Below are 26,197 nucleotides of genomic sequence, written 5' to 3' on the forward strand. Positions count from 1 at the left end.
ACAAATTTACAACTTCACGAACAAACCGGGCTATCGAGAAATATGCTGTTCAAAAAATACCATGTAGTAATATTCAAAAACCCTTGCGACAATGCCCGCAAATTCCAGCTCAGGGGATGGTTTTTCTTTTTCCTCTTCGCGCTGGTGGCGGGACTGGCAGGTGGCAACGTAATACTCTGGAAATACTACGAGAACTATTCCGGACTGGAAAAGAACCTTGCCCGAGCCGAAAAGGCCGTGCAGGAACAGAAGGCGCAACTTCTGTCACTTTCCCAAAAAATGCAGAACATCTCGCAGGATCTGGACCGGGTCCGCAACTTCGACTCCAAACTGCGGGTAATGATAAATCTGGACCAGGGCAACGTACAGAACGTAGCGCCCAAAGGCGGATCCACCGGAGCAGACTTTTCCAAAAACTACCTGCCCCTATACCGACAGGAGCTGCTTGTCCGGAAAATGCATGATTTCCTTGCCCAGCTCAGCACCGAAGCCAAGCTGGAAGAAGTCAGACAGCAGGAAATTATTCATTCCATGCGTTCCAAGCAGGACGCACTGGATGCAACACCGTCCATCTGGCCTGCAGAGGGCTGGGTAACCTCCCCCTTCGGCTGGAGAAGCTCTCCATTCACCGGCAAACGGGAATACCACAAAGGCATAGATATTTCCTGTCCGCTTGGAACCCCCATCTACGCTCCTGCACAGGGAACAATCTCCTTTGTCGGAACACAGGGCGGCTACGGGAAAATGATCAAGATCAATCACGGAGCCAATATCTCCACCCGCTATGCTCACATGAAGCTGCAGATTGTAAAGAAAGGACAGGTAGTAACCCGCGGGGAACTCATCGGATATGCAGGAAACACAGGCCGGTCAACAGGTCCGCACCTGCACTACGAAGTGAGACTGGGCAATGTCCCGGTCAACCCCATGCGCTACATTCTGAACTGATTTCAAGCACAACGATTTCCAACAGGCCCGCGGAAACTTTTCTGTGGGCCTTTCTTTTTGGCACTCCTTTCTATAACCAACATCGATTGTAAAGCTTTGCCCTAATTTGAGCATGATGATAATAATCTTTTCAGGAATGGGACCTGTTTTTGCAGTACAGGCCGAAAAGAGGACAGCATGAGCTTTTTCGATTTCAATCCAGCCGACCTGATGAGCTTCTACCTTACCCTGTTCAGGGTGAGTATTGTGCTGTTTCTACTACCATTCTTCGGCGGCCAGTCTATTCCGACCATGGTCAAGGGGGCCCTGACTCTTGTCATGGCATTTGCAATCTGGCCCTATATTCATGTGGATGGATCCCTGATGCCGTCCAGCCCATGGAACATAGCTATAATGATCATGGGGGAACTCATACTCGGTCTGGTCATGGGGATTGCGGTCAACGTCATGTTCTCAGCCGTCCAGACAGGCGGCAACTTCATCGGTGTCCAGATGGGTTTTTCCATGGTCAACGTTCTTGATCCCCTGACGGGTACGAACGAAGCGGTTACCGCACACTTTCTTTACATGACCGCCATTCTTGTATTCCTCTGCCTTAACGGACACCTCTACCTGATGTCTGCCATGGTGGAAAGTTTCAAGCTCATTCCTCCGGGGCAGCTATTGATTACCTCCAAACTGACTACGCTCATAATGACCATCTCCAAGGACCTCTTCATCCTTGCGGTGAAAGTGGCGTCTCCCATCATCGCCTCCATTTTCGTGGTTGACCTGGCGCTGGCCCTTATCAGCAAAATGGCCCCGCAGATGAACGTTCTGATGCTCGGATTTCCCCTAAAAATTATGGTCGGCTTCTTTTTCCTGAGCATGGTTTTCTCCATTCTGGCCCTTTACGTCGGAGACTATGTTGCCGGCCTGCCCAGCCTGATGCACCAGATCATGGACGCAGGCTCACCTCCTAAAATTCCGATCGGTAACTAGGGAGGGTGCTTGAATGGCTCAAGATCCCAGTAAAACCGAGAAAGCGACGCCCAAGCGAGTAAAAAAGGCCCGGGAAGATGGAAGCGTCGCCAAAGGGGAGGAAATGGGCAAGATAATGACCCTTATTGCCGGAGTAATCGGCCTGAGGGTCTTTATAGATATGTACTATGAACAGTTCTATGAAATATTCCACTGGTTCTTCACTAAAGGAATATTTATTCAGGCTGACAGAAAATCCATACATGAACTGTTTTTCTGGTGCTCACAAAAACTGGGAATCATCCTGCTCCCTCTTTTCCTGTTCATCGCTTTCATCTCTTACCTGATTATGCGGCTTCAGGTAGGCAAGCTCTGGACAACAAAAGTTTTCAAACCAAAATTTTCGAAGATGTTCAACATCATGGCTGGAGTAAAACGCCTGATGCTGGACATAAAAACTCTCATTCGTCTGGGTAAGAGTCTCCTTTTAGCGATTATCGTAGCCATTGCCCCTTACATCGTAATCAAGCAGGAACTGGCAAACTTCATTCCTCTGTTCTATTCAGACGCCCACAACCTTGCCATCTTCATTTTGCGGGTTGGATACAAGATGGTTACCTATGCCATGATTCCAATGATCGTCCTTGCCATAGCCGACCTCTGGTACCAGCGCTGGAACTATCAGGAAGAACTCAAGATGACCAAGGATGAAGTTAAGGACGAGCGCAAACAGGCCGAAGGTGATCCCCAGATCAAGGCCCAGCAGAAGCAGAAAATGATGGCAGTGCTGCGGCAGCGAATGATGGCGGATGTTCCTAAGGCAGACGTTATCATTACCAACCCCACGCACTACGCAATTGCCCTGAGATATGACCCCATGCACGCTCCGGCCCCGCAGGTGCTGGCCAAGGGGATGAACAATGTTGCCGAACGAATCAAGCAGGTTGCTCGGGAAAACAACATACCCATCCGGGAAAACAAGCCGTTGGCACAGGCCTTGTATAAACAGGTTGAGATCGGTGACATAATTCCGGAAGAACTTTACCAGGCCGTAGCGGCCATTCTTGCGAAGCTGAACAAATTCTCCCGCAAGAAAAGATAGTTACGGTGCTTCAACCGGATCAGGTGTCCACACCAGTCAACGTTATAAAGGGGTGTCAAAATCATGGCCGGAGCCAATTCCAAGACCATCAATGTAAATTACGAAAGATTTGCCAAGCAGGGAGATATCCTTCTGGCAGCAGGCGTTGTAGTCATACTCTTCGTCATGCTTATTCCCCTGCCCACAATGTTCATCGACTTCATGCTCAGCGTCAGTATTTCGCTGGGGCTGGTAATTCTGGTTACCTCCATGTTCATGCAGTCGCCCCTTGAATTCTCCATATTTCCCTCACTGCTGCTGGTAACAACACTGCTGCGCCTTGCACTTAACGTTGCCACCACGCGAGCCATTCTCCTGCACGGGGACGAAGGCACGTCCGCTGCCGGTTCGGTTATCCAGAGCTTCGGTGAATTCGTTGTCGGTGGTAACTACCTCGTCGGTATTGTTATCTTCATGATTCTGTTCATCCTCAACAAGACAGTTATTGTTGCCGGTACCACACGTATCGCAGAAGTAGCCGCACGATTCACCCTTGATGCCATGCCCGGTAAACAGATGGCTATTGAAGCCGACCTCAACGCCGGACTCATCGATGAGAACGAAGCCAAGGAACAGCGCTCCAACCTGCGCCGTGAAGCAGACTTCTACGGAGCTATGGATGGTGCCGGCAAGTTCGTACAGGGAGACGTAACCGCCGGCATGATCATCACCGGGATCAACATAATCGGCGGTATTCTTATCGGCATGCTGCAGAAGAACATGGCGTGGCAGGACGCAGCCACCACTTACACCCTGCTGACCATCGGTGATGGTCTCGTTTCAACCATCCCGTCACTCATTATTTCCACCTCGGCCGGTATCATTGTTTCCCGTGCCGCAGCAGAAGCAAAAATGGGCGAGGAATTTCTCGGCCAGCTCACCTACCACTCCCGTGCACTCAAACTTGTTTCCGTCATCCTGCTGATCTTCGGAATAGTACCCGGCATGCCCACAATACCCTTCCTGTGCCTTTCGGGACTGGTTTACGGAGTATCCCGTATAGGTCGTGATACCGAGGCAGAACAGAAGAAGCAGGAAGAAAAGACCCAGAAGGCCAAGAGCGAAGCACCTTCTCTGGACAGCCCCGAGGAAGTTCAGGCCCTGCTGCCTCTGGATCAACTGGAGCTGGAAGTCGGTTACGGACTTATCCCGCTGGTGGACGAGGAACAGAGCGGCAACCTGCTGTCAAGAATCCGTTCCATCCGCCGCCAGTTCGCACTGGACATGGGCGTCATTATTCCGTCGCTGCACCTGCGTGACAACCTGCAGCTCAAGCCCGGCGAATACCGCGTACTGGTGAAAGGTAATGTCATGGCTTCCGCGGAAATTCTTATTGACCATCAGCTCGCCATGGATCCCGGAGATGCGAGACACCGCATCAAGGGTATTGAAACCGTCGAGCCCGCCTTCAATCTCCCGGCTGTCTGGATTCCCGACACCCAGAAGGAAGAGGCCATGCTCGCAGGCTACACAGTTGTCGACCCCTCAACTGTTATTGCCACCCACCTTACCGAAGTATTCCGCCGCAACCTCGGTGAATTTCTCGGAAGGCAGGAAACCCAGGAACTGCTGGATAACCTTTCCAAGCGTGCTCCCAAGGCTGTTGAGGATCTGGTACCCAACATCCTGTCTCTGGGAACCGTTCAGAAGGTCCTGCAGAACCTCGTTCGCGAAAACGTCTCCATCCGTGACCTGCTGACCATCGTCGAGGCACTGGCAGACTACGGGCCGTCCATCCACGACCCGAACCAGCTCACCGAGTATGTGCGGTCACACATGAGCAGAACCATCATCAAGCCCTACCTGGCCAGTGACGGCAGTCTGCCCATCCTGACCTTCGGGCCCACTGCGGATGCCAAGCTCAATGAGGCCCTCAGGGCTGCTGACGGCGGTGCCTTCCTGGCTCTGGACCCCGGCTCCGCACAGCAGATCATCAGGAGCATCAACACTGCAGCTGAGAATGTACTGAATACTGACGGCCAGCCGGTTATGCTCTGCGCTCCTCAGCTGCGAAGCCACCTGGCACAACTGTTGGTACGCTTCTTGCCTACTGTTCCAGTAATATCGCAGGCCGAGATTCCCGCCAGTGTGCGAATCATGTCTGCAGGAGTCGTGGAGATCTAAACCAGTAGAGATCGGAAAAGGTTGTAATTATGCGGGTAAAGACATTCAGAGGAAGCAGCACGGCGGCGGTCTTCGCAGAGATCAAGGCAGAGTTCGGGGACGATGCGGTAATCCTCAGCAACAAGACATGCGAGGAGAACGGACGCAGGATCCACGAGATCATGGTCGGCGTCGACAAGCAGGAAGAACCGGTCCAAAAGCGTGCCACACGGGATGCAGTCATTGATGATGCAATGAACAGCATCCCTGACTGGAACCAGGAATGGAACCAGATCAAGGGACACATGATGGCTCTTCTGAAGCCGCAGATGAACCTGAACCTGCTGGCCCCGCGCCAGAGACTGGCCCTCGAATACCTCGAACGTGAAGGAGTTGAGAGCAGGGTTATCCTCGACCTTTTCCAACAGCTTCGCGGCAACAAGTCCAAAGCCATACTCCCTGAACTGGAAAAGATTGTTCCGGTTCGCCCGCTGGAAAGCTCCATCTGGAAAGAGAAGTTTCATGCCCTTGCCGGACCTCACGGAGCAGGCAAGACCTCCACAATCATCCGCCTGGCCCTTAAAGAAAAGAAAGAGAACCCGACAGCCCGCATCTGTCTGGCCTCTGCCGATCAGGGACAGGGCAAAGGCCGACTGGTTCTGCGTCATTACGCCGATCTTTCAGGACTGGATTTCCGGGAACTGGGAACCAGAGAAGATTTCGCAAGGCTCATCGGAGAAAGCCAGAATTTTGACAAGGTCTTCATCGACCTACCCGGACTGCCCAACGGCACGGAGCTGGATGGATGGCTTTCCGCCTGCGGGATGAACGGTCCCTGCGACCTGGCAGTCCATCTAGTTCTGAACCCCTACTACGCACCGGCTCAATACTGCGCATTCCTGAAAAAATACAGCTCAGCCAAGCTCAAGAGCCTGATCTGGACCAAGCTTGACGAGGCCTGCAACTACGGTGCTCTGGTCAATACAGCTTACGAAAGCGGCCTGCCGGTATCACTGCTGTCATACGGCTCCGGCTTAAGAAACAGTATGAAACCGGCATGTGAAAAAGATTTCTGGCGACTGGTATTCAAGCACCAGCTTCCGACCGAGGAAAAGAACCTGCTCGCCAAGGCGGTCTAGGCACCCCCGGCAGCATGTTTTCAGATTTTCAAATAGAAATTAAGGCTCATTACTCGTTGCATAAATATCGCAGGCAACGTAAACAGTAGAGATAAATAAGAACAGGGTGATACAATGAATTCCAATCTTCCCATGGTATTCTCAGTAACCTCCGGAAAGGGAGGAGTGGGCAAGACCAACATTTCAGTCAATCTGGCCTACAACTTAAGCCGCATGGGCAAGAAGGTGGTGCTGCTGGACGCAGACCTTGGTCTGGCAAACGTGGATGTTCTCCTCGGCATTGCCCCCAAGTACAACCTCTTTCACCTGTTCCACGAAGGAACCGGAATCAGGGAAGTTCTGCACAGAACAGAATACGGATTTGACATCCTCCCTGCTTCCTCAGGTGTGAGTGACATGGTTTCTCTCGATACAGGTCAAAAACTTGACCTCCTTGAAGCCATGGACCATCTTGAAGAAGAAATTGATTACCTGATTGTTGATACCGGTGCCGGAATCAATGACAATGTTCTCTACTTCAATCTGGCAGTGCAGGAACGACTTCTGGTCCTGACCCCTGAACCGACCTCTCTGACCGATGCCTATGCCCTGATCAAAGTCATGAAACTTCATCACGGCGTGGACAAGTTCAGAATTCTGGTCAACATGGCTCCGGACATGAAATCGGCCAAAGACGTTTTCAAAAAACTCTACATGGCCTGTGACCACTTCCTGAGCGGTGTTTCGCTGGACCTGGTCGGGGTAATCCCCCGCGACCCGAATATGCGGCAGGCTGTCATAAGACAGACTCCTCTTTGCAAGGTAGCTCCGTCCAGCCCGGCCTGCATCCAGATTGCCGAAGCGGCAAAAAAAATAACCAAATGGAAAGCGACGTCCGAGCTAGATGGAAATATCAAGTTCTTCTGGAAAAAACTCCTCTTCCAGGAACAGTCCGTGGCTTAATCTTGAGTCCGGGACTACAAGCTGGAAAGATTTTTCGCCATCAGATCAGGAGGCGATTGTACGGCACTATTCCCCAAAAATCCGTATCATCGCCTTAAGAATGAAATCCAAGCTCCCACAGAACGTGGAGCTAGGAGAGCTTATCAGTGCCGGAAGTCTGGGACTGGTGGAATCGCTTGGCAAATTTCGCCCCGATTTTAATATCAAGTTCGAAACATACGCGGAAAACCGTATCAAAGGAGCCATGCTTGATGAACTCAGGCGTATGGACTGGTTTTCGCGCGGCCTGCGTCAGAAAGTCAAAACAATCGAAAGCTGCATAAGAGACCTTGAGCACGAAACAGGCCAAAGGCCCACAAGTGCCCAGATAGAAGAAGCCACCGGTCTTTCTGCCAAAGATGTTCAGCAGGGTCTGGAAGCACTTCAAAACCAGCTCTGTATAAATATCGACGCCTTTAATGACAACATCCCAAGCAACCGGGATTCCGAGCTGGACAATGAGCCCTTTCACTCGGCCCTGTTTCAGGAAACAGTGGACAAGGTGGCTGATCTGATTGATAATTTGACGCCAAGGGAAAAACTGGTATTATCCCTCTATTACGGTGAGGAACTTAATATGAAGGAAACCTCTGAAGTAATGGAAATCACCGAAGGCAGAGTCTCGCAATTGCACTCACAAGCCCTTAAAAAATTAAGACAAATGTTCCAAGACAAATATCCTTCGGAACCTTAAGGAGAAATAAATGGCCATTGATTACTCTATGAAAGTTCTTGTTGTGGATGACTTCGCAACCATGCGTCGTATCATTAAAAACATCCTGCGCCAGATCGGCTTCACCAACATCGTGGAAGCTGATGACGGAACCACTGCATGGGAAACCCTCAACAAGGATGACAGTATCAAATTCATCGTGTCCGACTGGAACATGCCCCAGATGACCGGTATAGAACTCCTGCGCAAAGTAAGGGCCAGTGAAGAATTTGCAGACATCCCCTTCCTGATGGTTACTGCTGAAGCACAGCAGGAAAACATCATCGAGGCAGTACAGGCCAAGGTTTCCAACTACATTGTAAAGCCTTTCACTCCTGACACCCTCGGACAGAAAATCAACAAAATTTTTGAATAGATTTCATGCAGGCGGACGTGCGATCACGTCCGCCTGTTCAGAACACCTCTTATTCCATGAGCATGCAGGATGGAGACAGCCTGCCCGGACAGCCATCATAAGGTTCATGAATGATCTTCCTCGCGGTTAGTGATATTGATGATTCCGAGGAGGAATCGACCTCTCCGGCAACAGTCAACAAGGCTGCCCAGAAGGTTGAACTCGACCTTGATGATGCCCCTTTCCTTGAAGACGAGGAAGAAGAGGAAGAGGTCCCCGAACGGGAACCGGAAGAACTTGCACCTGTTGAAGTTGTTCCGGAAAAAAAGAAATCAAAGAGCAAGCTCATAATTTTCAGCGGCATAGGAGTCATTATCCTCCTGCTTGCCGCAATACTGGTCAAACTTTTCCTTTTTACTGACGCCCCTCCGCCTCCGGTCAAGGAACCGGTAGCAGAAGAAACTACCGAAGAACTTCCGGCCACAATCCCTCAGGAAGAAGCCCCGCCTCCGCCGGAAGAACCCGGTGTTACCTTGTTGCGCATGGACCCCTTCTGGGTTGAACAGAAGGATAAAAAAAACAATGTCCGCTTCCTGATAGCCCGGTTTGCCATGACAACGACCGATCCGCTGGTTGTTGCCGAATATGGTCGCAAAACCCTCATCCTTCGCGATGCGGTATATTTTTACCTCAAAAATAAAGATCTGCAGTTTCTGTCCGATAAGAAAAATGTAGAGACCCTTAAGAAAGACCTGCTTATGGTAATCAACCAGTATATCGTAGCCGGTCAGTTCGACGAAATCCTCTTTGAGGAATATCTTGTGAGGTAAACATGCCCGGTCCTGTGGATCTGCCCCTGATGATTTCTCAACTGGCAAATGTCCAGCAGATATCCAATGCAGAACTGACAAAGTCACAGATGCAGCAGACCCTCATGATCAACCCTGCCGAGCAGGAAAAGAACAAGGACGCCCAGAAGCAGATCCAGCATATTGAGAAGGACGACGGCTCGGCCTCTATTCAGGATGAAGGCGGCGGCAACCCGCAGCAGCATGCCTCTTCCCGCAGAAGAAAGAAGAAGGCTCCGGAACCGGAAGTCGAAGAAAAGATAACCAAGCCATCCCCATGGTCCGGCAACATTATCAACGTAAAAATTTAGTTCTTTTGCGTGTTGCCCAAACTCTTCAAACAATGCAGAATACCGTCAGTTCAATAACCAACCATTTTCTCTCGGAACTTGTAAAAAATGACTGTATTTCTTTTAGTTTTCTTTTCCATCACTGAAATAATCCTGCTTGCTGCAATAATATTCTTCTTTCTGAGGCTCAAAAAATCCGAAGAACTTGTTACCCAGCTGCAATCCAAGCAGCAGGAATTCATTAATAAACTCCATTTTAATGCCCAGCTTGAAACAGAACTGATGAATACATTTGAAGAACGTCAGGAAGAACTGGCCCGGCTTGACATGCAGCTCGACCAGAAAACCAGAAAACTGAAGAAGATTCTTGCGCAGGCCGAGGAATTTTCGCGTTCCCCGCAGTTCCTGCGTCAGATTATCCTTACCGGACATAAAGAAGGCAAGCCTGTAAGCCGTCTGGCAAAAGCAACCGGACTGACAATTGAAGAAGTCGAACTGATCATAGATCAGCACACTTAAAATTTTCTAAGATAAATTATCCAGAAAGCAGTTCGGCAAGAAATCCTCCTGCACATTGTTGCGGAATCCTTTCAACCCCCAGAAATTCCGAAAAGGCATGCTTGAAATTAACCCCGAGTAATGTCCCTAAATTGCGATCATCTGCAAGCAGTTTAAACCCGCATTGCGGTTTCCTGTACATCATCCTGAGCCTGACCGGAACAGCCGGAGGCAGATCCACAGCAAAAAGCAGCTCGTAAAATGAACCCTCACGATTGGTGGGTTCTTTAATTTTGAGTACTATCTCATGATTCAAACCACTCGGAATGAGCCAGGGCATGTAATAAAGCCTTGATGCTTTCAAAATGGAATTCAAATCAGCTGCGGCCTTCAGGGTTTCGAAAAAAAGTGCCCCTATTTCCGGTTCGGCCCTGAACAGATCCAGCATACGGTTAAGACGTCCTGAAGCGTCCAGCCCGCCACCTTCACTTAGGAGCTCAAGAAGATCTCGCCCGCGAGACTGAAATGCCGAACGACAACGTACAAATGTTCTGGTCACGTCAGTTGGGTTGATATATTCCCCCATGGAATTGAAATCATCAGGCCCGACTTCTTTCAGGATTATGTCCGGATAGAGCTGCTGAACAACAAAGGTAAGCACATCCCCAATCATTGGCGAAGTCATGACGTTGGCCAGCAAAAGCAGGTCATCAATCTGCACCCACCCCAGCTTGGGCTGCTCCCATTTCAGCAGAATACCCTGGATTACCTCCCCGGCCTTGAACTTCTTGCGGAACTTCGCTGACCGCTCGGAAGCCCCGCCTCCGCCGGATTGAAACTGCTGTCCGCCGTATCGTGAAATGCGCACGTTTTAGTCCTTATCCACCTGAAACGCCGCAACTTCGGCTTCCAGCATGGTTACTGCCCGCGACAGCTGCTCGGTAATGGATATAAACTCAACCAGTGCATCTTTGGTCTGTATTGATGTCTCCGAAAGCTGGATGATAGCTGAACTGATCTGGGCAGCTCCTTCACTCTGGTTCTGCATTCCTTCGTTTACCGCCTCAAACTGGGGTGTCAGAGAGCGTACCTGATTAACGACACCCGAAATGCCACCGCCAAGAGCATCCACATTGCTGACTCCGCTTTCCACCTGCTGCCTGAACTTGTCCATTTCCATAACACCGGATGACACAGCCGACAGCATCTCCGTCACGATCTTTTCCACATCAAGGGTGGACATAGCCGTCTGGTCGGCAAGTTTTCGAATTTCGCGGGCAACAACGGAAAAACCCTGACCGAACTCTCCGGCTTTTTCGGCTTCTATCGCAGCATTCAGAGAAAGCAGGTTGATCTGCTCCGAAATCTTGGAGATAGATGTCACCACCTTGCTGATGTTGGCTGCCTTGGAGTTTATAACCGAGAGTTTACTGAAAATACCTCCAGATGCATCCCGCATGGCGTCCATGGTCATTTCCATCATGCTTATGTCCCGCAAGGCCTGTGCGGCAAGCTCCCCTGTGGAGACGGCAACAAGAGTGGAATCATTCATGGTGCGGGCCAATTCCTGCGAAGTCGCGGAAATTTCCCTCGAAGTGCTGCCAAGCTCCTGAGTGGCTGCGGCCTGATTTTCAACGGCAGCTTCAAGCTGATTGATTGCCGTGCCGAGCTTAAAGGCCGAGCCGGTGACATCGTCACCGGACCTTTGCACCTGACTGACAAGGGAGTTCAGTGTCTGCAACATTGTATGAATGGATTTGACCAGATTATCGACCTCGTCAAACCTGTTCTCCTCTTCAGTGCCGAATGAAGCAACAACCTGTTTGAGATGTCCTTTGTCGGTCGCAGTGGAGAAAATCTTGCGGGCCTCGCGCAGATCACCTCTGGAAACATGGAACGCTGCACTTGATACACTGCGGATAGGCTGGCAGATACGCCTGATGAGATAATAGATCACACAGATAGTCAGGACGAGAATAGCAAAGCTGATAACAGCCTGTTTTGCAATCAGATCAACAACCGGAGAATGGATTTCCTTCAGCGGAACAGTGGAAGCCACGTACCATCCAAGAGGCGCGAAGTATTGCACATAGGCCTGCCGGGCCACTTCGATTCCCTCGCTTCCGCGTGTCCGGTAATCCATATGCCACTCACCAAGCTTACCTATTTCCTTCAGGTCGTGGACAACTGTTTTCCCGGTATCAAGATTTATAGTCTGACCAAAATCCTGCCCGGCACCAACCGGTGGAACAAGTACTTTCTTGCTGTCATCAAACACAAAAAGACGACCGGTCTCAGAAATTCTGATCTTGGCAAACCCTTTGCGCAGGTCTTCAATCAGTCCCAGCTTCTGTTTTTCAACCGAGGCTTCAATATCATCTACATATGCACCGGTACCGATAATCCACTTCCACCGTGGATACCCTTTCATAAACAAAATCTTGGGTACCGGTGTCGGATTACCCAGGCGGGTCCACCACATATTGATGTACCCCCCGCCCTCCTTGGTTGCTTTGCGCACCATATCAGGACCGAAAGCATACCCTTTTTTATCTGTAGTGTTGTAAAGGCTACGTCCCTCAATCGAGCGATCAGGATGAGCAAGAGTATGAAGGTCTTCAGTATAAATAAAAAAGTAGTCATTATTGAAATAGCGAGTGTCACGTGCAAGTCTGTAGGCCGCCTCCTTTGCCTCGCTTTCCGATAGTTTCCCGGATTTATAAAGGTCGTACAAGGAATCAAGCTGCGCAATGAAGATGTCCATGGCATCCTTTATTGCCTGTTTGCGGTCATTGAATGCATGTTCCCTGTATCTTTCAATCGCCTGCTGCCCTTCCTGCAGGTAAAGGACAGCCATTCGAATGGTATTGCGCGCTGTCCGGCCCTGAGCGGAGGTGACATCTTCTTTTAGGGATGTACTGATAAAGATCATTGTCACAATGGAGGATACAGCGACTACCAAGGCTACAATATATGAAATTCTGGTACTGATGGACCGGAACATGAACTACTCCTAAAAAAAATATGGTCAAAGCTGAAAAGTATATAACACCGCATGGATAAAACCTGATTAAATTCCTCAAGTCATGAACAACACCCATAAAATGCAGCTCTGACTGCCGATTATATTTACCCTGTAAGCAGACGGAGTCAAGCCCGTGTAAGACTTGGCATGCTTGCGAAATGTTCTTTTGACATAAAAAAAGCCCGCCGTAAGGCGGGCCGGAATTGATTAAAGATCGATTCAACTTATGCTGGGGAAGGAACAGCAGAGGGGGCTTCCGGCACATAAACTTTTTCCTGAACTTTTCCAGCAACAGGAGCAAGATTACGTTCTTCAAGATAGTCTGCTGCATTTGCATGGAGATATCTAAGGAAAGAATTATTAAGGGCGTGCCCTGAAGCAAAGACTTCAAAACGTCCCTGAAGCGGCAGATCAAGCACGGCCATGTCTCCGACGAAATCAAGAATCTTATGCCTTACGAATTCATCTACGAAACGCAGTCCGCCCTCATTGAGAACCCCGTACTCATCCAGAACAACGGCATTATCCAGAGATCCGCCAAGGGCAAGACCGTTGGCGTGCAGATATTCGACTTCCTTGAGGAAACCGAAAGTTCTGGCTTTAGCAAGCTCTTCCATGAATACATCGGGAGTGATTTCCAGAGAAAGAGTCTGTGTGCCGATCTGAGGATGAGCAAAATCAATTGTGTAATCAACTGCAAAACCGTCATGAGGAAACGCGCGCACGTATTTCCCGTCCTGTTCAAAGTTGATTGACTTCTTCACAGCCATGACCTTGCGCGACTTTAACAGCTGACGTACTCCTGCCTGACGCAGAAGATAAACAAAAGGCCCGGCACTCCCGTCCATGATCGGCAGTTCGTTTCCCCTGACTTCGATATGCAGGTTGTCGATGCCCATGCCACGAACTGCTGCCAGAAGGTGCTCAACAGTGGAAACAGAATCCTGACCGTTACCGATGGTGGTAGCAAGCCCAGTTGCGACCACAAGCTCAGGATTAGGGGAAATGAATGAACTCCCTGACCCGGTATGGATCGAAAAAAGAATTCCGGTATCTTCAACAGCGGGGCGCAGCACGATTTCCACCTGCTTGCCGCTATGCAACCCGATCCCCTTGCATCTCACTGTGTTATGAATAGTAGTTTGCAGCATAATCTCTCCTTCTCGGCATACATATAAGCAAGTTATATGCCACAAACACGCACTGCGCTAACATGCTGTTTTTTATAAACATTAACAATGGACATTTTCACAAAAAAACATAACCAGTTGTCTTTTTACAACAACTGAAAACATACATTGTGGTTTTTTTGCAAATCCGCAACAGGACTCAATTCTTTTTTGCCACAACGATTCGGTCATGGCCAGAAAGGTCGGTAATGAGCTCAACACTGCCTGCAAAATGTTTGCATGACTCAAAAAGGGTACACGCTGTCCGCCCCTGCAGATATCCTATCTCCATAAAAACGGTTCCACCGGGTTTGAGTGCGGCAGCAATTCTCGGCACACTTCCACGGATATCCTCATCCCCGGAAACTCCGCTGACTAGCGCGGAAACAGGTTCAAATTCCGCTACCTCCGGACTTATCTCATCAAGCTCAGCCTCGCTGAGATAAGGAGGGTTGGCCAGAACAAGATCAAACTGCCCATCAGCAAGCACCGGCGCATGAAAATCAGCCTGAACAAACACTATCCGACTATCAACACCGTGCATCCGGGCATTATCCTTCGCAATCAGCAGAGCCGCAGGACTTAAATCAAGGGCAATACCACGCGAACGGGGAAATAATATTGCTACAGTTACAGCCAGAATTCCCGAGCCTGTTCCGAAATCAGCAAAAAGAAATTCATCATTCTCGGAGAATAGCTTCTGGACCTTTTCAACCATCTCTTCGGTCTCAGGGCGGGGGATCAAGACACCTGGACCGACCTTGAAATCCAGGCCGAAAAATTCCTTTATCCCTAGGATATATGCAACAGGCTCTCCTTTGGCCCGCCGCTGCACCAATGCTTCAAACTCGCCAATCCTTCCGGGATCAACAGTACTCCCCATTTCCATGATCAGACCCAAACGATCAAGATCGAAAGCCTTTTCTGCAAGAAGCTGAGCTGAAAGAGCCGGAGAATCAACTCCAGCCTGGTTAAGCAACGCGGTAGCCTTTGATAAAACTTCTTTCAATGTCGGGTTTTCCACCATATTCCTCCGGAAATTCATAAAACAAAGGCGGGATATTTGAACAAATATCCCGCCTGACAAATCTTAAGATAAACAGAGGAAGCCTGCTAGCCGTCTTCGGCCTGACGCTTCAGAGCTTCAGACTGGTAGTGGCCGATCAGGGAATCCACGAGCTCACCCATATCACCTTCCATAACAGCATCAAGCTTGTAGAGTGTCAGGTTGATGCGGTGATCGGTTACCCTCCCCTGCGGGAAGTTGTAGGTGCGGATACGCTCGGAACGGTCACCGGAACCGACCTGCGCACGGCGCTGTTCGGCAAGCTCTGCATGCTGCTTGTCCTGTTCTGCCTGCAGCAGGCGGGAACAAAGAACCTTCATGGCCTTGGCCTTGTTCTTGTGCTGGGACTTTTCATCCTGACAGATAACCACAAGACCGGTGGGAAGGTGAGTGATGCGGATTGCTGAGTCCGTTGTGTTAACAGACTGACCGCCGGGACCGGAAGCACGGAACACGTCAACCCGCAGGTCTTCGGTTCTGACCTGAACGTCTACTTCCTCGGCTTCCGGCATGATTGCCACGGTAGCAGCGGAAGTATGAATCCTGCCCTGAGTTTCAGTTGCGGGAACACGCTGAACACGGTGTGTTCCGGATTCGTATTTCATCTTTGAAAAAATGTTGGCGCCGCTGACGGAAGCAATGATTTCCTTGAAACCACCGGTACCGGTAGGGTTGGAACTCATCAGTTCCACACGCCAGCCGTTCTGCTCTGCAAAACGGGAATACATGCGGAAAAGGTCGGCAGCAAACAGAGCGGCCTCTTCACCACCTGTTCCGGCACGGATTTCAAGAATAATGTTCTTGCCGTCCATGGGATCCTTAGGCAGAAGGAGCAGCTTGAGTTCTTCTTCAAGCCTGGGCAGACGGGCTTTAATCTCAGCAATTTCCATTTCAGCCATTTCACGGATTTCGGGATCGGAATCCTTGGCCATTTCCTTGTTGTCCTCAAGGTCGGCGGAAAGCTTCTTGTATTCACGGAAAGCAGCGACAATGTCCCCCATTTCTGAGTGGGCCATGGTCACTTTTCTATATCTTTCCTGATTATTGTACACTTCAGGATCTGCGAGCTCCTGCTCCAGATCCATAAAGGAACGTTCAATATCTTCAAGCTTGGCAAACATTAGCAATGTCCTCCGTCTGCGTCTGATGATCCGGCCGCCACAGCTTTGTTAAGGGCTGCAAGGGCAACTTCAATCTGCTGCTCATCAGGCTCGCGAGTGGTCAGGTACTGCATACCGAGACCGGGCAGGCACATCACCTTGCAGACCGGGCTGTTCTCGTACTTACCGGAAGCCTTGATCATCTCATAAGCCACCGCACTGACGGGAGCCATGAGAAGCAGCTTGATGCCTACTATATATAAGTGTTTTAAAACAAAACTTTCAGGTGCCCAGATTGCGACGACCATGGGAACCAGCACAGTAAAAAGCAGAATACTCACAACCAGAACGAAAAGCAGGAACGCTGTTCCGCACCTGGGATGCAGTCTGCTGAAATTCTTTATCCTGCAGGCTTCCAGATCTCCACCGGTTTCATATGCCCAGATAACCTTATGCTCGGCGCCATGGTACTGGAAAACACGCTTGATATCCGGGATGAGGGAAATGGATACGATATACCCAAGGAACATGACCATTTTGAAGAAGCCGTCCCAGATGTGGAAACTCAAGGAGTCAACGTCACCGGAAACACCCCACCACTTCATTGCAACCGAAAAAAAGTGTGGAAGGACCACAAAAAGCCCAAGAGCTGCACCCAGGGCTATCACCATGGTAAGGATAAGGTGGAAACTCGTAAGTTCTCCGTCTTCTTCCTCGTCAAGAGCCTGTGTGGCGGAATAGTTGAGAGCTTTTACGCCGTTTACCATGGTTTCCATGAAAATAGGAAACCCGCGCAAAAACGGTTTCTTCATGAATTCTGGAGTCATTGAGAACCAGGGGCGGAGTTCGACGGTGATTTCACCGTCGGGACGACGTACGGCAATGGCCAGATTGTCCTTTGCGCGCATCATAACGCCTTCGATAACAGCCTGACCGCCGACTGTCTTGGCGGCTGACATGAGCAGAGATGATTTCAAATCCGTTTCCTCGCTTGATCAGGGCAGCTGCCCCGAAATAAAATAGTACTGATTCTCGATAGGATAATCACTTCAAGCAGGCAGGCAAGGCTGAACAAGACAATAATTATCCCGATCTACAGCGGGAGGGATTTAAGAGCGCCCCACCCGACAACGATGCAGGACTTTTTATATTAGATAGAAAAACAACATGCCTCTGCCGCAACAATACGGCAGAGGCATGTTCATGCGGCGAAACCGCAGAAAGATGAGCTAGTTGCCCTTAACTTGAGCAGCTGCGCTGAAATTACCGAATTTCTTCTTGAAGCGATCGATACGACCAGCGGTATCAACGAAGCGCTGCTTTCCGGTGTAGAAAGGATGGCAGTTGGAACAAATTTCAGTGCTTACCTCTTCACCGATGGTGGAATAAAGTTCAGATTCGTAACCGCAGTGGCAACGAACAGTAGCCTTATAAATTTTAGGATGGATATCTTTTTTCATGACTTTCTCCTGTCTTTGTTAACCGTGAAAACAACGCCCAATACCCCCGCGCAAAAGAATATGCAAGGGTTATTTGGTCTGTTTCTCATTTTTTAGTGCATTACATTAACAGGCAGACCCAACGTACGTCAAGTCGCCTGGACATCGACAGCAGACGCCTGCTAAAGATTCGACTACCGGGCCGTTACCAGTTACCATCCCCATTCCTTTATAGTAACCGGACCTTTATCAGTCGCCTACATATGTGAACAAAAAAGGCGGGACCGCGAGGATCCCGCCTGAATATTCTGAAAGCTGTCTGGTACTATACGCAGCCGGTGGGCTTGGGCAGACCAGCCATCTTACATGCTCCTTTACCGGGACCGGAGGGGAACAGTTCGTAGATGTGCTTCAGTTTGTAACCAGTTACTTTAGAGAGGATGCGCACCATGGGAGCGATACCGTTCTTCTTGTAGTAGTCCTGCAGGAAGTCGATAACTTTCTGGTGTTCTTCGTTCAGATCTTTGATGCCTTCGCTTTCTTTAACGAAGTCAACCCACTCGGGGCACCAATCTTCAAACTTCAGAAGGAAGCCGTCCTCATCAACATCAAAGCTTTTGCCCTGAAATTCTACGAGAGCCATAATAATACTCCTTAGGAATATATGTATTTTAACTTTAGGTATCGACCTTGTCGAACCTGCCATATCCAAAAACAGCGATCCGCTGTTTCATGACTTTTTCAGAGCAAAACCCCTGTGCGTTTTGCTTATAATGCGATAATATTTAAACCGCTTTCTTGTCAATGAGTTCTTGAAAAGAACCCTATAAAAACGGTTTTTTATTTATCAAGAAGCTCCTGCAGGTGGGTGTGTGCATACTCAAGAGACGGGTCAAGTTCGAGAGCCGTACTCAGATATTCGATAGCCTCGTCATCATCTCCCATAAACTTGTGGCACAACCCCAGGTTTGCAAGATCGGAAGCAGACCCGCTGTCCAGCGCAAGCGCAGATTTGAAATCCTCCGCAGCAGCCTGATAGTCCTTCGCCTTGAACCGGGCGACTCCACGCAGGTTGAAGTACTCCTTGGCCTCATCGTCCAGCTCGATGGCCTTATCCAGATAAGGAACGGTTTCTGACCAACGCTCCTCAAGCGACAGCGAATACGCCGTATAAAAGGAGGAAAGAGCCTTTTCTTCATCCGCAGGCTGCATCTCCACGGCAATGGCAAACATGTCCACAGCCCGGGAAGTATCCCCGCCGCGCAGGGCAAGCATACCTTCAAAGAAAGGAATGAAATAAGGATCACCGTAAATATCCGAGATAACATCCAGCCCCTCTCCGGCAATGTCGAGTGCAACCTTCTCAGATAGGATTCGGCCTACAAACAACCCCAGGCTGGCATGCGGGGTACGCTCACGGAACTGAAAGCCTGGAACGAAGCTATAGTTTGCGGGAACACCCAACTCAGGATGGGTGGTATCGACGGTGTAAAGGGTGTACCCTCTATCCTCCAGTCCAGCCGCAAACGCCTTCAGTTCATCATAGATATCATGCTGCTCGACCGAAGGAAGATTCTTCAGATTGACGCATTCACCTGCGGCAAGCCACCCGGTCTGTTCAATCTCGGTAAACTTGGGCAGCCCAGAAGCCTCATAGACCCTTCCGGTTTCAAAATCACCGGCAAGCTGCGCAACTTCAGTAAAGGCACGCACAGCAGCTTTGCAGGGAGATGCAGAAGTTCCGGCAGTGAATACGATTTCACTCATTCCGGGAAATGTTGAGGGATCCCAGGCGGTCACTGCCACGGTAGGCAGGGGCATGCCGAAGGAAAAATCATTGATAATGTACTTGATGCCGTTATCATCAAAGCACTTACACAGACCGGCCAGCACTTCGTCATCACATGACGAAGGATCAATAACCGGAGGCTCAGGACGTTCGCGGTCAATTACAGCACACACGTGACGCTCAACCAGCTCACTGCCACCCTGCAGCACGGACTCTTCTGGCGTATTCCCTGCGGAAGAACCATTGAATTCGTTAAGAATCTTAAACCAATCCAAGGGGACATACTCTGTCTCACCGGTGTGAACATTCAACGCGGGATGAAAATGCCAGCGAACAAGATCAAGAATCACACGGGCCTTTGCAGGTTCCATGTCCTCACCGACGGACTGTAGAAGCTTCTCAATTGAGATGACCCGACCGGGCCAGAGTTCCTCAGCCTCGCTGTAGGTTGCAAGGGTGAAATTCTCTGGAGTGTTCCAGAAGCTGAAAAAGCTGAAGCGCTCCACAAGTTCCATCAGGGCCGATGCTTCGGCCTGAATAACCGAGGCTCCTTTGCCCATCTGCTTGCGGGTAGGCATCACATCACGGGCAACATCTCCACATTCGCTGATAAATACTGGAATACCAAGGCGGCCGGTATCAACCTTCCTCGTGCATTTGAGCACACCGCAGCATTTTTCCTCCAGCAGTTTCTTGACCCTTGCAACAGTCTCCTCGGGGCTGACCGCCTTATCCTGATCCCGTGTATATACTTTCGGGCAAGATTTAAGTTCAAGCATCTACTTCCCCCCCATTCTGACCAGAGAAACTATGCTCTTCCCGGAATCTCCGGCAAAGGGAACTTCCTGCTTCATCAGGCGGTAGCTGTCCTTGGTTTTTTCGAAAAATTTCCTGCCGCCACGTTTCTTATCCATGGCCAGCAGCACTTCCGCCCCGCTTCCATCTTTTAGATGGCGGGAAATGAAGCCGGGAAAAAATTCAGCAACTTCGTCGCGATGCAAAATTTCACACCCGACGATATAATCGAATTGGCGACCAAGATCTGTCTCTGAAAAATCTATGCTGCTGACCTTGATTTTATCATCAAGCTTGTTGCGCATGGCATTAAGGCGGGCAAAAAGCAGGGCGTCTTCGTCTGTTTCAGCCAGAACGACATCAAGTCCGCGAACGGCAGCCAGCATACCGCAAAGCCCGCCATCCGTACCGACATCCAGCACACAGGCGTTATCATCCGCCTTGAACTTGAGCATGTACAGCCCCAGAACCAGACACGAGGGCCAGATTTTGGCCCACAAAGGGAGATCTATATTTTTACCGCCACGCGCCTTATCCACCAGCCGGTCAAGATATGCCTGCATGTCGGCAATCTGCGCCAGCTCCAGTTCCATACCGCCTACCTTGACGGTTTCGAATTTTATGGCTCCAAATTTATTCCGGGCCGCAGCAAGAAGCTCATCAAATGTAGCATCCGGCTTAAGTGCTATATTTTTCAAGGAATGCCTCCTCATCTTTCTCGGTGTTGATTGTCGCATGGAATTTCAGACCTGTGCGGTATGAATAAATATTCTCTACGACGATGAGGAGTAATCATTTCAGACCGGACGGTCAACTCCTGACGGGTAAATAAGATAGTCCGCTACTGCCCGGAAAAACCCTGTCAGCGCCGATAAGCACTTGTCACAAGCCACAGAGTGCTTAAATATATAACGATTGGGAGAAACAAAAAAAGGGCCGATCAGACTTGATCGACCCTTGACGAAATCGGTGGAGCGGGAAACGAGATTTGAACTCGCGACTTCAACCTTGGGAAGGTCGCACTCTACCACTGAGTTATTCCCGCATGGAGGCGGCATCCAGATTTGAACTGGAGAATGGAGGTTTTGCAGACCTCTGCCTTACCACTTGGCTATGCCGCCGAAAGACCTGAAACAGGAAACGAGACTTAAGCTCACTACCTCAACTAAAGAAAAAGGGCCGATCAGACTTGATCGACCCTTGGAGAAATCAGTGGAGCGGGAAACGAGATTTGAACTCGCGACTTCAACCTTGGCAAGGTTGCACTCTACCACTGAGTTATTCCCGCAAAAAACATATTCTTCGCGTGGTTTCGAAGAAGGGCCGACTTGGTGGGTCGGCCCGTTGAAATCGATGGAGCGGGAAACGAGATTTGAACTCGCGACTTCAACCTTGGCAAGGTTGCACTCTACCACTGAGTTATTCCCGCGTGGAGGCGGCATCCAGATTTGAACTGGAGAATGGAGGTTTTGCAGACCTCTGCCTTACCACTTGGCTATGCCGCCGAAATATTTGGAGCGGGAAACGAGATTTGAACTCGCGACTTCAACCTTGGCAAGGTTGCACTCTACCACTGAGTTATTCCCGCTCACAAAAAGCGAAGCAGTTTGTATCTCTTCGGCTTCAAACTGTCAACACTTATTTTCAACTTTTTTTGCTTTATTTCACTGCTCTTTTGAGCCGCTTTCGAAGGAGGCACTTTATCCGAATCCAACTTCATAATCAACTCAAATTTAGCAGTCTTTTCAAAGAACAGGCTCGTTGCGCCGTGTGAAAGAGTGTTTAGGGCAACACGAAACATTTGTCAACCGTTTTATTTTTTTATATTTTTGTTTTTTTTTATCATGGCCTTTACTTTCCGTACGGGTTTAGGCTAATACCATTCATCTTAAAAATTGATGACGAGTAGTTCTGGTAATTTCGTAAACCCACCTCACTATAACAAGAGAGGTTAATGATATGGATCAAAAGGAACTCGTATTCTTCCGGGAAACCCTGAACAAGATGCTTGATGACATCCTGCAGAAGGGTCAGGAAACAATTGAGGACATGAACGAATCCGGTGAAAACTACGCCGACCCAGCTGATCGTGCAACTGCGGAATCAGATCGAGCCTTCACCCTGCGCCTGCGCGACAGGGAGCGCAAGCTGATCAAGAAGATCCAGAGGGCCATCCAACGCATTGACGACGGCGACTTCGGTATATGTCATTCCTGTGGCGACGACATTTCCGTTGCCCGGCTAAAGGCTCGCCCGGTGACAACACTGTGCATTGCCTGCAAGAGCAGACAGGAAGAAGACGAAAAGAACCGCGGAGATTAACCCGGATTCTCATCAATGGACGCACACTTCTTTCGTGCCCTGTGCCTTGAACTTGAGGAAACAGTCAAGGGACGCAGGGTAGAGAAAATATTTTCCCCGGCTGACGGAGTATGGACTTTTGCGCTCCAGTCAAAAGGTGGAAAGGAATATCTACTGTTCAGGCCCGCCAAATCGGTGGGCCTGCTTTTTCTGTCTCGGGTGAAACCGGTCAACCCACCCAGTCCCCCTTCACAGGTCATGTGGCTGCGTAAACGCCTTGCCGGACGCAGGATGTTTGAGACGCACCACGACTGGATCAACCTGCGCGTTGCTTTCACCCTCTCCCCTTTCATACAGCCTGATAAATACCGCTACCTCCTTCTGGACATGAAGAAAGGGGTATCTCTCATTCACGATCTTCCGGAAGACTTCGGTTCTCCCATAGAATGGCCGTCTCTGGATGAAATCAAGACCAACCCTGAAATCTGGCGCGAATTTCCCCAGATAACCCCTCCATTGCGCAGGACGCTTGAAACTATCACTCCTGAGCAGGGACAACGACTGCTACTCAACCTTGAAGCAGGTCTGACCGACACCTTTTACCTTTCACCCGAAAAAAAAGGCGAGCTATCCCCACCCAGGGTCTGGTCGACGGACAGTGATGCCGAAACCTTCCACTCTGCCATCGAAGCTGCTTCGGTTTATGGGGACAGGATTCTCTTTCCTGTTATGGAAAGACTGGATAATGCCGAGCAGCTCAGCACCCTAAAGGCTGGAAAGAAGAAGTTCAGGAACATCCTGAAGCGCATTGAACAGGAAGAGCAGAGGCTGCATGAGCTGATTTCCCGCAAGGTCGAGGCCGAAGCCATGCAGGCGGAAATGTACCGCATCAAGGACATGCGGGAATTGACCAGCATCTCCGTCACCCACCCGGAACACGGCATGATGGAGGTAAAACTGAATCCGGCCCTGACTCCGACAGAAAATATGGAACGGATATTCAGGTTTGCGGCCAAAGCCCAACGCGGACTGCTCCACATGGAGCGCAGGCGCAGGGAAGTCGAAGCCGAGCACGAAAACTTTCTGCAATCCAACCTCATGCCGTCTGCTGAGGGGGAAAAGAAGAGAAAAACGGTCGAAATACCACAAAAATACAAAAATATTGCCGCGGCACTGTTTGTTTCATCCGACGGTTTCCTGATGATCAGGGGCAAGAACAGCAAGGCCAACCATGAGATCCTGAGCAAAGTTTCTTCGGTATTCGACTACTGGTTCCACGTTCAGGGTGGACCGGGATCACACGTTATTCTCAAGCGGGATCACCCCGGTCAGGAAGTTCCAGACACGACCTTCGAAGAGGCCGCTATATTGGCCGCACTCAAAAGCTATCGTGCGGAAGATTCGAAAGCAGATGTAATGTGTGCACTGGTCAAGGATGTGCGCAAGGTCAAGGGATGGACACACGGGCAGGTTGCGGTAGACAGCGTGTTAAAGACATTCCACGTAAGCGTCGATGCATCACTCGAAGAAAAACTTGCTAAGAAATAGCTGACGTCCAGCTCCATGAATTCACGTAGGCCCTGAGCTCGTCACGGCTCATTGCCTTCACTTTTTCCAGCTCCAGCCTGTTGGCTTCATTGTGGGGATTCAGCCCTTCATGGCTGTTGACCCCTCGCGGATGGTCCAGATGAAACAACGGCCCTTCGAGCTTTCCAAGTCTGTAGCCAAGCCCCGCCAGCCGAACAAGCCTTTCGTCATCCTCAAATCCATAAGAAACGAAATTCTCATTATCCATTCCCGCCTTCAGATAAACGTCCCTGCGAACCATGACCAGTCCTCCGGGGGTATCCGGGTACAGCAACCGGCAATTGGACTCATCCAAAAAATCCAGTGAGCGTTCGGAGAGCAGACGCGGAGCAAGATCCTGTGCAACGTTCAGGCAACGCCCGTCAAATGGACGCAGGACATCAAATTTATCTTTAGTAAGGAGATTTCTGGCCCTGACGTAATTGCGGGGACTGCATAAGACGTCCACGTCGCAGTTGGCAATCACCGGGTTCCGGGTTCTGCGGATGAGTTCATTGACGCAATGACTGCGATGAAACAGACCGGAATGGTCCTCGATAAAATAAAGCTCCAGCCCGATCGGCCGGTCCGGGAAAAAATCATGGAGCACAGGGCTAGGCCCCTCTTCTATTACCATCACCCGTGTTTCAAACCAGAATGTCAGAAGGGAGACAATAATTTTAAGATTTCTGACCCTTTCAAGGGAATCAATCCGGCAGGGAATTAGAAAAACAACATCCCTCAGATCTGTCTTCAGGCTGGACATGGATATGCTTAATTGAGTTTAAGCGGTTTTGGAGAGTCCTTCCCCAAGCATGGCCAGCACCATATTCTGCTCCACTTTCAACCTGTTTGCTACGCTCTTGCGCACAGAACTGGTGGAAGAGGAGAACTGTCCTTCCCTCTCACCATATATTTCGCGGACCAGATCAGCCGGAAAACCTTTGTCTTCAGCACTCGAAGCCAGCTTGTCGATGGCTTTGGCAATAAGCCTGGACGCACCGGTCGGACCGTGCTGAACAGAAGTTGACCAAAGCACTTCACGAACCGGCCCGGGAAGTGACTTCATATCCACCCCGGTCATCTCAAAAATCATCTTGGCGGCAGGATCGTAATGGCTGTCCTGAATAAAATCATGCTGCAGCTTTTCAAAACCGGAAGAATCGTCAGAAGCAAGCTTCTTCCAGACATCAGGCATACGCCCGGATGCAGACCCAGTGTTTGCAGGGCCGGCATTCAGCAGCTTATCCGCAATTTCCGGAGCCTTGTCCTTAAGAAACCGGATAAACCGATCCATGGTTCCGGTATTGGAAGCAATCTGGTACTTGCCGTATGAAGTTCCTCCAACACGGTCATAGCCGATAGCGGCTGCTCCCTTGCTGCCAGACTCGAACCTGGCAGAAAGTTCACCACTGACACCGCCGTCAGTCGTTTTTTTGACAGGATTATTCCGGGATGCACCGATCTGCAGCTGATATGAATTGTTTCTGGCCCGGTTCAGTCCTGATCCACCAGAATTCCTTACGGAATTAAGTGCTGAAAGAGCCTCAAGCATGAGCAGGTTGTTCATGACTCCCATATCAAGATCAGATGAGGAAAGTCCGTTGCCTTCTTCGGGTTCACCAAGCAGCTTGCCCGCCATCATCATTTCCATATTGAAAGTGCCCTGCTGGCCTTTCAATGCGGCCAGATTCGGAGTGGCAGGACCCTTCGCGGTTATCCCGGTAGGGTCTGCTCCAAGCATCTTGACGACTGCGGCAATATCATTATTCATATTGGACATGGCTTACTCTCTGTCAAAAATATATACTTCCGCACCTATCATTGCAGCAGATATGCCAATACCGTCAGGGCATCCCCCAAGACAAGCACTAATGAATCACAAGTCCTGTTTTAATTTAGAAAAATCATCCCAAATATTTATCAGAATATGATCGGCACAGGACAATTCTCCGAGAATCAAAAAACCGGG

Annotated in this window: 25 protein-coding genes and 6 tRNA genes; 13 read left to right on the forward strand and 18 right to left on the reverse strand. The window is 49.9% G+C overall.

From position 1 onward, the window contains the following. Nucleotides 1–42: 42 nt before the first annotated feature. From N7E73_RS02130 to N7E73_RS02180, 11 genes are all read left to right on the forward strand, one after another. On the forward strand, nucleotides 43–948 hold the full coding sequence (locus N7E73_RS02130) for a peptidoglycan DD-metalloendopeptidase family protein (protein ID WP_432737218.1): 906 nt from the start codon (nucleotides 43–45) through the stop codon (nucleotides 946–948). A gap of 177 nt (nucleotides 949–1,125) precedes the next feature. Continuing rightward, complete coding sequence (gene fliR, locus N7E73_RS02135) at nucleotides 1,126–1,929, forward strand: flagellar biosynthetic protein FliR (RefSeq protein ID WP_432737219.1); 804 nt, start codon at nucleotides 1,126–1,128, stop codon at nucleotides 1,927–1,929. 13 nt (nucleotides 1,930–1,942) lie between these two features. Further along, on the forward strand, nucleotides 1,943–3,010 hold the full coding sequence (gene flhB / locus N7E73_RS02140) for a flagellar type III secretion system protein FlhB (RefSeq protein ID WP_432737220.1): 1,068 nt from the start codon (nucleotides 1,943–1,945) through the stop codon (nucleotides 3,008–3,010). Nucleotides 3,011–3,073: 63 nt separating this feature from the next. Next, a complete protein-coding gene (gene flhA / locus N7E73_RS02145) occupies nucleotides 3,074–5,173 on the forward strand; it encodes a flagellar biosynthesis protein FlhA (protein ID WP_432737221.1) in 2,100 nt (699 codons plus the stop codon). Between the two features lie 29 nt (nucleotides 5,174–5,202). Continuing rightward, a complete protein-coding gene (locus N7E73_RS02150; protein WP_432737223.1) occupies nucleotides 5,203–6,291 on the forward strand; it encodes a flagellar biosynthesis protein FlhF in 1,089 nt (362 codons plus the stop codon). A gap of 114 nt (nucleotides 6,292–6,405) precedes the next feature. Further along, on the forward strand, nucleotides 6,406–7,233 hold the full coding sequence (locus N7E73_RS02155; protein WP_432737225.1) for a MinD/ParA family protein: 828 nt from the start codon (nucleotides 6,406–6,408) through the stop codon (nucleotides 7,231–7,233). Continuing rightward, the gene (locus N7E73_RS02160; protein WP_432737226.1) at nucleotides 7,175–7,966 is read left to right on the forward strand and encodes a FliA/WhiG family RNA polymerase sigma factor; all 792 of its coding nucleotides are present in this window, start codon (nucleotides 7,175–7,177) and stop codon (nucleotides 7,964–7,966) included. Before N7E73_RS02155 ends, N7E73_RS02160 begins: the two co-directional genes overlap by 59 nt. Before the next feature lie 10 nt (nucleotides 7,967–7,976). After that, nucleotides 7,977–8,360, forward strand: a complete 384-nt coding sequence (locus N7E73_RS02165; RefSeq protein ID WP_432737227.1) for a chemotaxis response regulator CheY — start codon at nucleotides 7,977–7,979, stop codon at nucleotides 8,358–8,360. Between the two features lie 110 nt (nucleotides 8,361–8,470). Next, nucleotides 8,471–9,169: a flagellar basal body-associated FliL family protein gene (locus N7E73_RS02170; protein ID WP_432737229.1), complete on the forward strand. Its 699-nt coding sequence runs from the start codon at nucleotides 8,471–8,473 to the stop codon at nucleotides 9,167–9,169. Between the two features lie 2 nt (nucleotides 9,170–9,171). Beyond that, nucleotides 9,172–9,498, forward strand: a complete 327-nt coding sequence (locus tag N7E73_RS02175; RefSeq protein WP_432737230.1) for a hypothetical protein — start codon at nucleotides 9,172–9,174, stop codon at nucleotides 9,496–9,498. Between the two features lie 87 nt (nucleotides 9,499–9,585). Beyond that, entirely contained in the window at nucleotides 9,586–9,996 is a 411-nt protein-coding gene (locus N7E73_RS02180) for a hypothetical protein (protein ID WP_432737231.1), read from the forward strand. A gap of 16 nt (nucleotides 9,997–10,012) precedes the next feature. On the opposite strand, the gene N7E73_RS02185 is transcribed toward N7E73_RS02180, so the two are convergent. The 16 genes from N7E73_RS02185 to N7E73_RS02260 form a co-directional block, all read right to left on the reverse strand. Then, entirely contained in the window at nucleotides 10,013–10,843 is an 831-nt protein-coding gene (locus N7E73_RS02185; protein ID WP_432737232.1) for a hypothetical protein, read from the reverse strand. Nucleotides 10,844–10,846: 3 nt separating this feature from the next. Further along, nucleotides 10,847–12,979, reverse strand: a complete 2,133-nt coding sequence (locus N7E73_RS02190; protein WP_432737233.1) for a methyl-accepting chemotaxis protein — start codon at nucleotides 12,977–12,979, stop codon at nucleotides 10,847–10,849. 245 nt (nucleotides 12,980–13,224) lie between these two features. Further along, on the reverse strand, nucleotides 13,225–14,151 hold the full coding sequence (gene lpxC, locus N7E73_RS02195; protein WP_432737235.1) for a UDP-3-O-acyl-N-acetylglucosamine deacetylase: 927 nt from the start codon (nucleotides 14,149–14,151) through the stop codon (nucleotides 13,225–13,227). Between the two features lie 178 nt (nucleotides 14,152–14,329). Further along, on the reverse strand, nucleotides 14,330–15,178 hold the full coding sequence (gene prmC / locus N7E73_RS02200) for a peptide chain release factor N(5)-glutamine methyltransferase (protein WP_432737237.1): 849 nt from the start codon (nucleotides 15,176–15,178) through the stop codon (nucleotides 14,330–14,332). A gap of 104 nt (nucleotides 15,179–15,282) precedes the next feature. Continuing rightward, nucleotides 15,283–16,356, reverse strand: coding sequence for a peptide chain release factor 1 (gene prfA / locus N7E73_RS02205; RefSeq protein WP_432737238.1), 1,074 nt, complete (start codon nucleotides 16,354–16,356; stop codon nucleotides 15,283–15,285). Continuing rightward, nucleotides 16,356–17,294 (reverse strand): DUF1385 domain-containing protein, encoded by a 939-nt coding sequence (locus N7E73_RS02210; protein WP_432738824.1) that lies wholly within the window; start codon nucleotides 17,292–17,294, stop codon nucleotides 16,356–16,358. Before N7E73_RS02210 ends, prfA begins: the two co-directional genes overlap by 1 nt. A gap of 270 nt (nucleotides 17,295–17,564) precedes the next feature. Next, nucleotides 17,565–17,795, reverse strand: a complete 231-nt coding sequence (gene rpmE / locus N7E73_RS02215) for a 50S ribosomal protein L31 (RefSeq protein WP_432737240.1) — start codon at nucleotides 17,793–17,795, stop codon at nucleotides 17,565–17,567. 304 nt (nucleotides 17,796–18,099) lie between these two features. Next, nucleotides 18,100–18,417 carry a TusE/DsrC/DsvC family sulfur relay protein gene (locus N7E73_RS02220; RefSeq protein WP_432737241.1) on the reverse strand — a complete coding sequence of 106 codons (318 nt, stop codon included), beginning with the start codon at nucleotides 18,415–18,417 and terminating at the stop codon, nucleotides 18,100–18,102. Between the two features lie 197 nt (nucleotides 18,418–18,614). Then, the gene (locus N7E73_RS02225; RefSeq protein WP_432737243.1) at nucleotides 18,615–20,342 is read right to left on the reverse strand and encodes a YcaO-like family protein; all 1,728 of its coding nucleotides are present in this window, start codon (nucleotides 20,340–20,342) and stop codon (nucleotides 18,615–18,617) included. Then, nucleotides 20,343–21,056, reverse strand: coding sequence for a class I SAM-dependent methyltransferase (locus N7E73_RS02230; protein WP_432737244.1), 714 nt, complete (start codon nucleotides 21,054–21,056; stop codon nucleotides 20,343–20,345). 272 nt (nucleotides 21,057–21,328) lie between these two features. After that, nucleotides 21,329–21,403, reverse strand: a tRNA-Gly gene (locus tag N7E73_RS02235). A gap of 1 nt (nucleotide 21,404) precedes the next feature. Next, nucleotides 21,405–21,479: transfer RNA gene (locus N7E73_RS02240), tRNA-Cys, on the reverse strand. A 92-nt stretch (nucleotides 21,480–21,571) separates the two neighbouring features. Next, a tRNA-Gly gene (locus N7E73_RS02245) sits at nucleotides 21,572–21,646 on the reverse strand. Nucleotides 21,647–21,712: 66 nt separating this feature from the next. Continuing rightward, nucleotides 21,713–21,787, reverse strand: a tRNA-Gly gene (locus tag N7E73_RS02250). Between the two features lies 1 nt (nucleotide 21,788). Continuing rightward, nucleotides 21,789–21,863 (reverse strand) — tRNA-Cys (locus N7E73_RS02255). Between the two features lie 8 nt (nucleotides 21,864–21,871). Next, a tRNA-Gly gene (locus tag N7E73_RS02260) sits at nucleotides 21,872–21,946 on the reverse strand. A gap of 371 nt (nucleotides 21,947–22,317) precedes the next feature. Here N7E73_RS02260 and dksA point away from each other — a divergent pair. After that, complete coding sequence (dksA, locus tag N7E73_RS02265; RefSeq protein WP_432737246.1) at nucleotides 22,318–22,680, forward strand: RNA polymerase-binding protein DksA; 363 nt, start codon at nucleotides 22,318–22,320, stop codon at nucleotides 22,678–22,680. Nucleotides 22,681–22,695: 15 nt separating this feature from the next. Continuing rightward, nucleotides 22,696–24,207 carry an NFACT RNA binding domain-containing protein gene (locus N7E73_RS02270; RefSeq protein WP_432737248.1) on the forward strand — a complete coding sequence of 504 codons (1,512 nt, stop codon included), beginning with the start codon at nucleotides 22,696–22,698 and terminating at the stop codon, nucleotides 24,205–24,207. Here N7E73_RS02270 and N7E73_RS02275 read toward each other — a convergent pair. Further along, a complete protein-coding gene (locus tag N7E73_RS02275) occupies nucleotides 24,197–24,991 on the reverse strand; it encodes a galactosyltransferase-related protein (protein ID WP_432737249.1) in 795 nt (264 codons plus the stop codon). The two genes, N7E73_RS02270 and N7E73_RS02275, sit on opposite strands and share 11 nt — an antisense overlap. 18 nt (nucleotides 24,992–25,009) lie before the next feature. Beyond that, on the reverse strand, nucleotides 25,010–26,008 hold the full coding sequence (locus N7E73_RS02280) for a hypothetical protein (protein WP_432737250.1): 999 nt from the start codon (nucleotides 26,006–26,008) through the stop codon (nucleotides 25,010–25,012). Nucleotides 26,009–26,197 lie beyond the last annotated feature (189 nt).

Origin of the sequence: Maridesulfovibrio sp. FT414 (assembly GCF_050916235.1) — a bacterium.
Lineage (GTDB): Bacteria > Desulfobacterota > Desulfovibrionia > Desulfovibrionales > Desulfovibrionaceae > Maridesulfovibrio.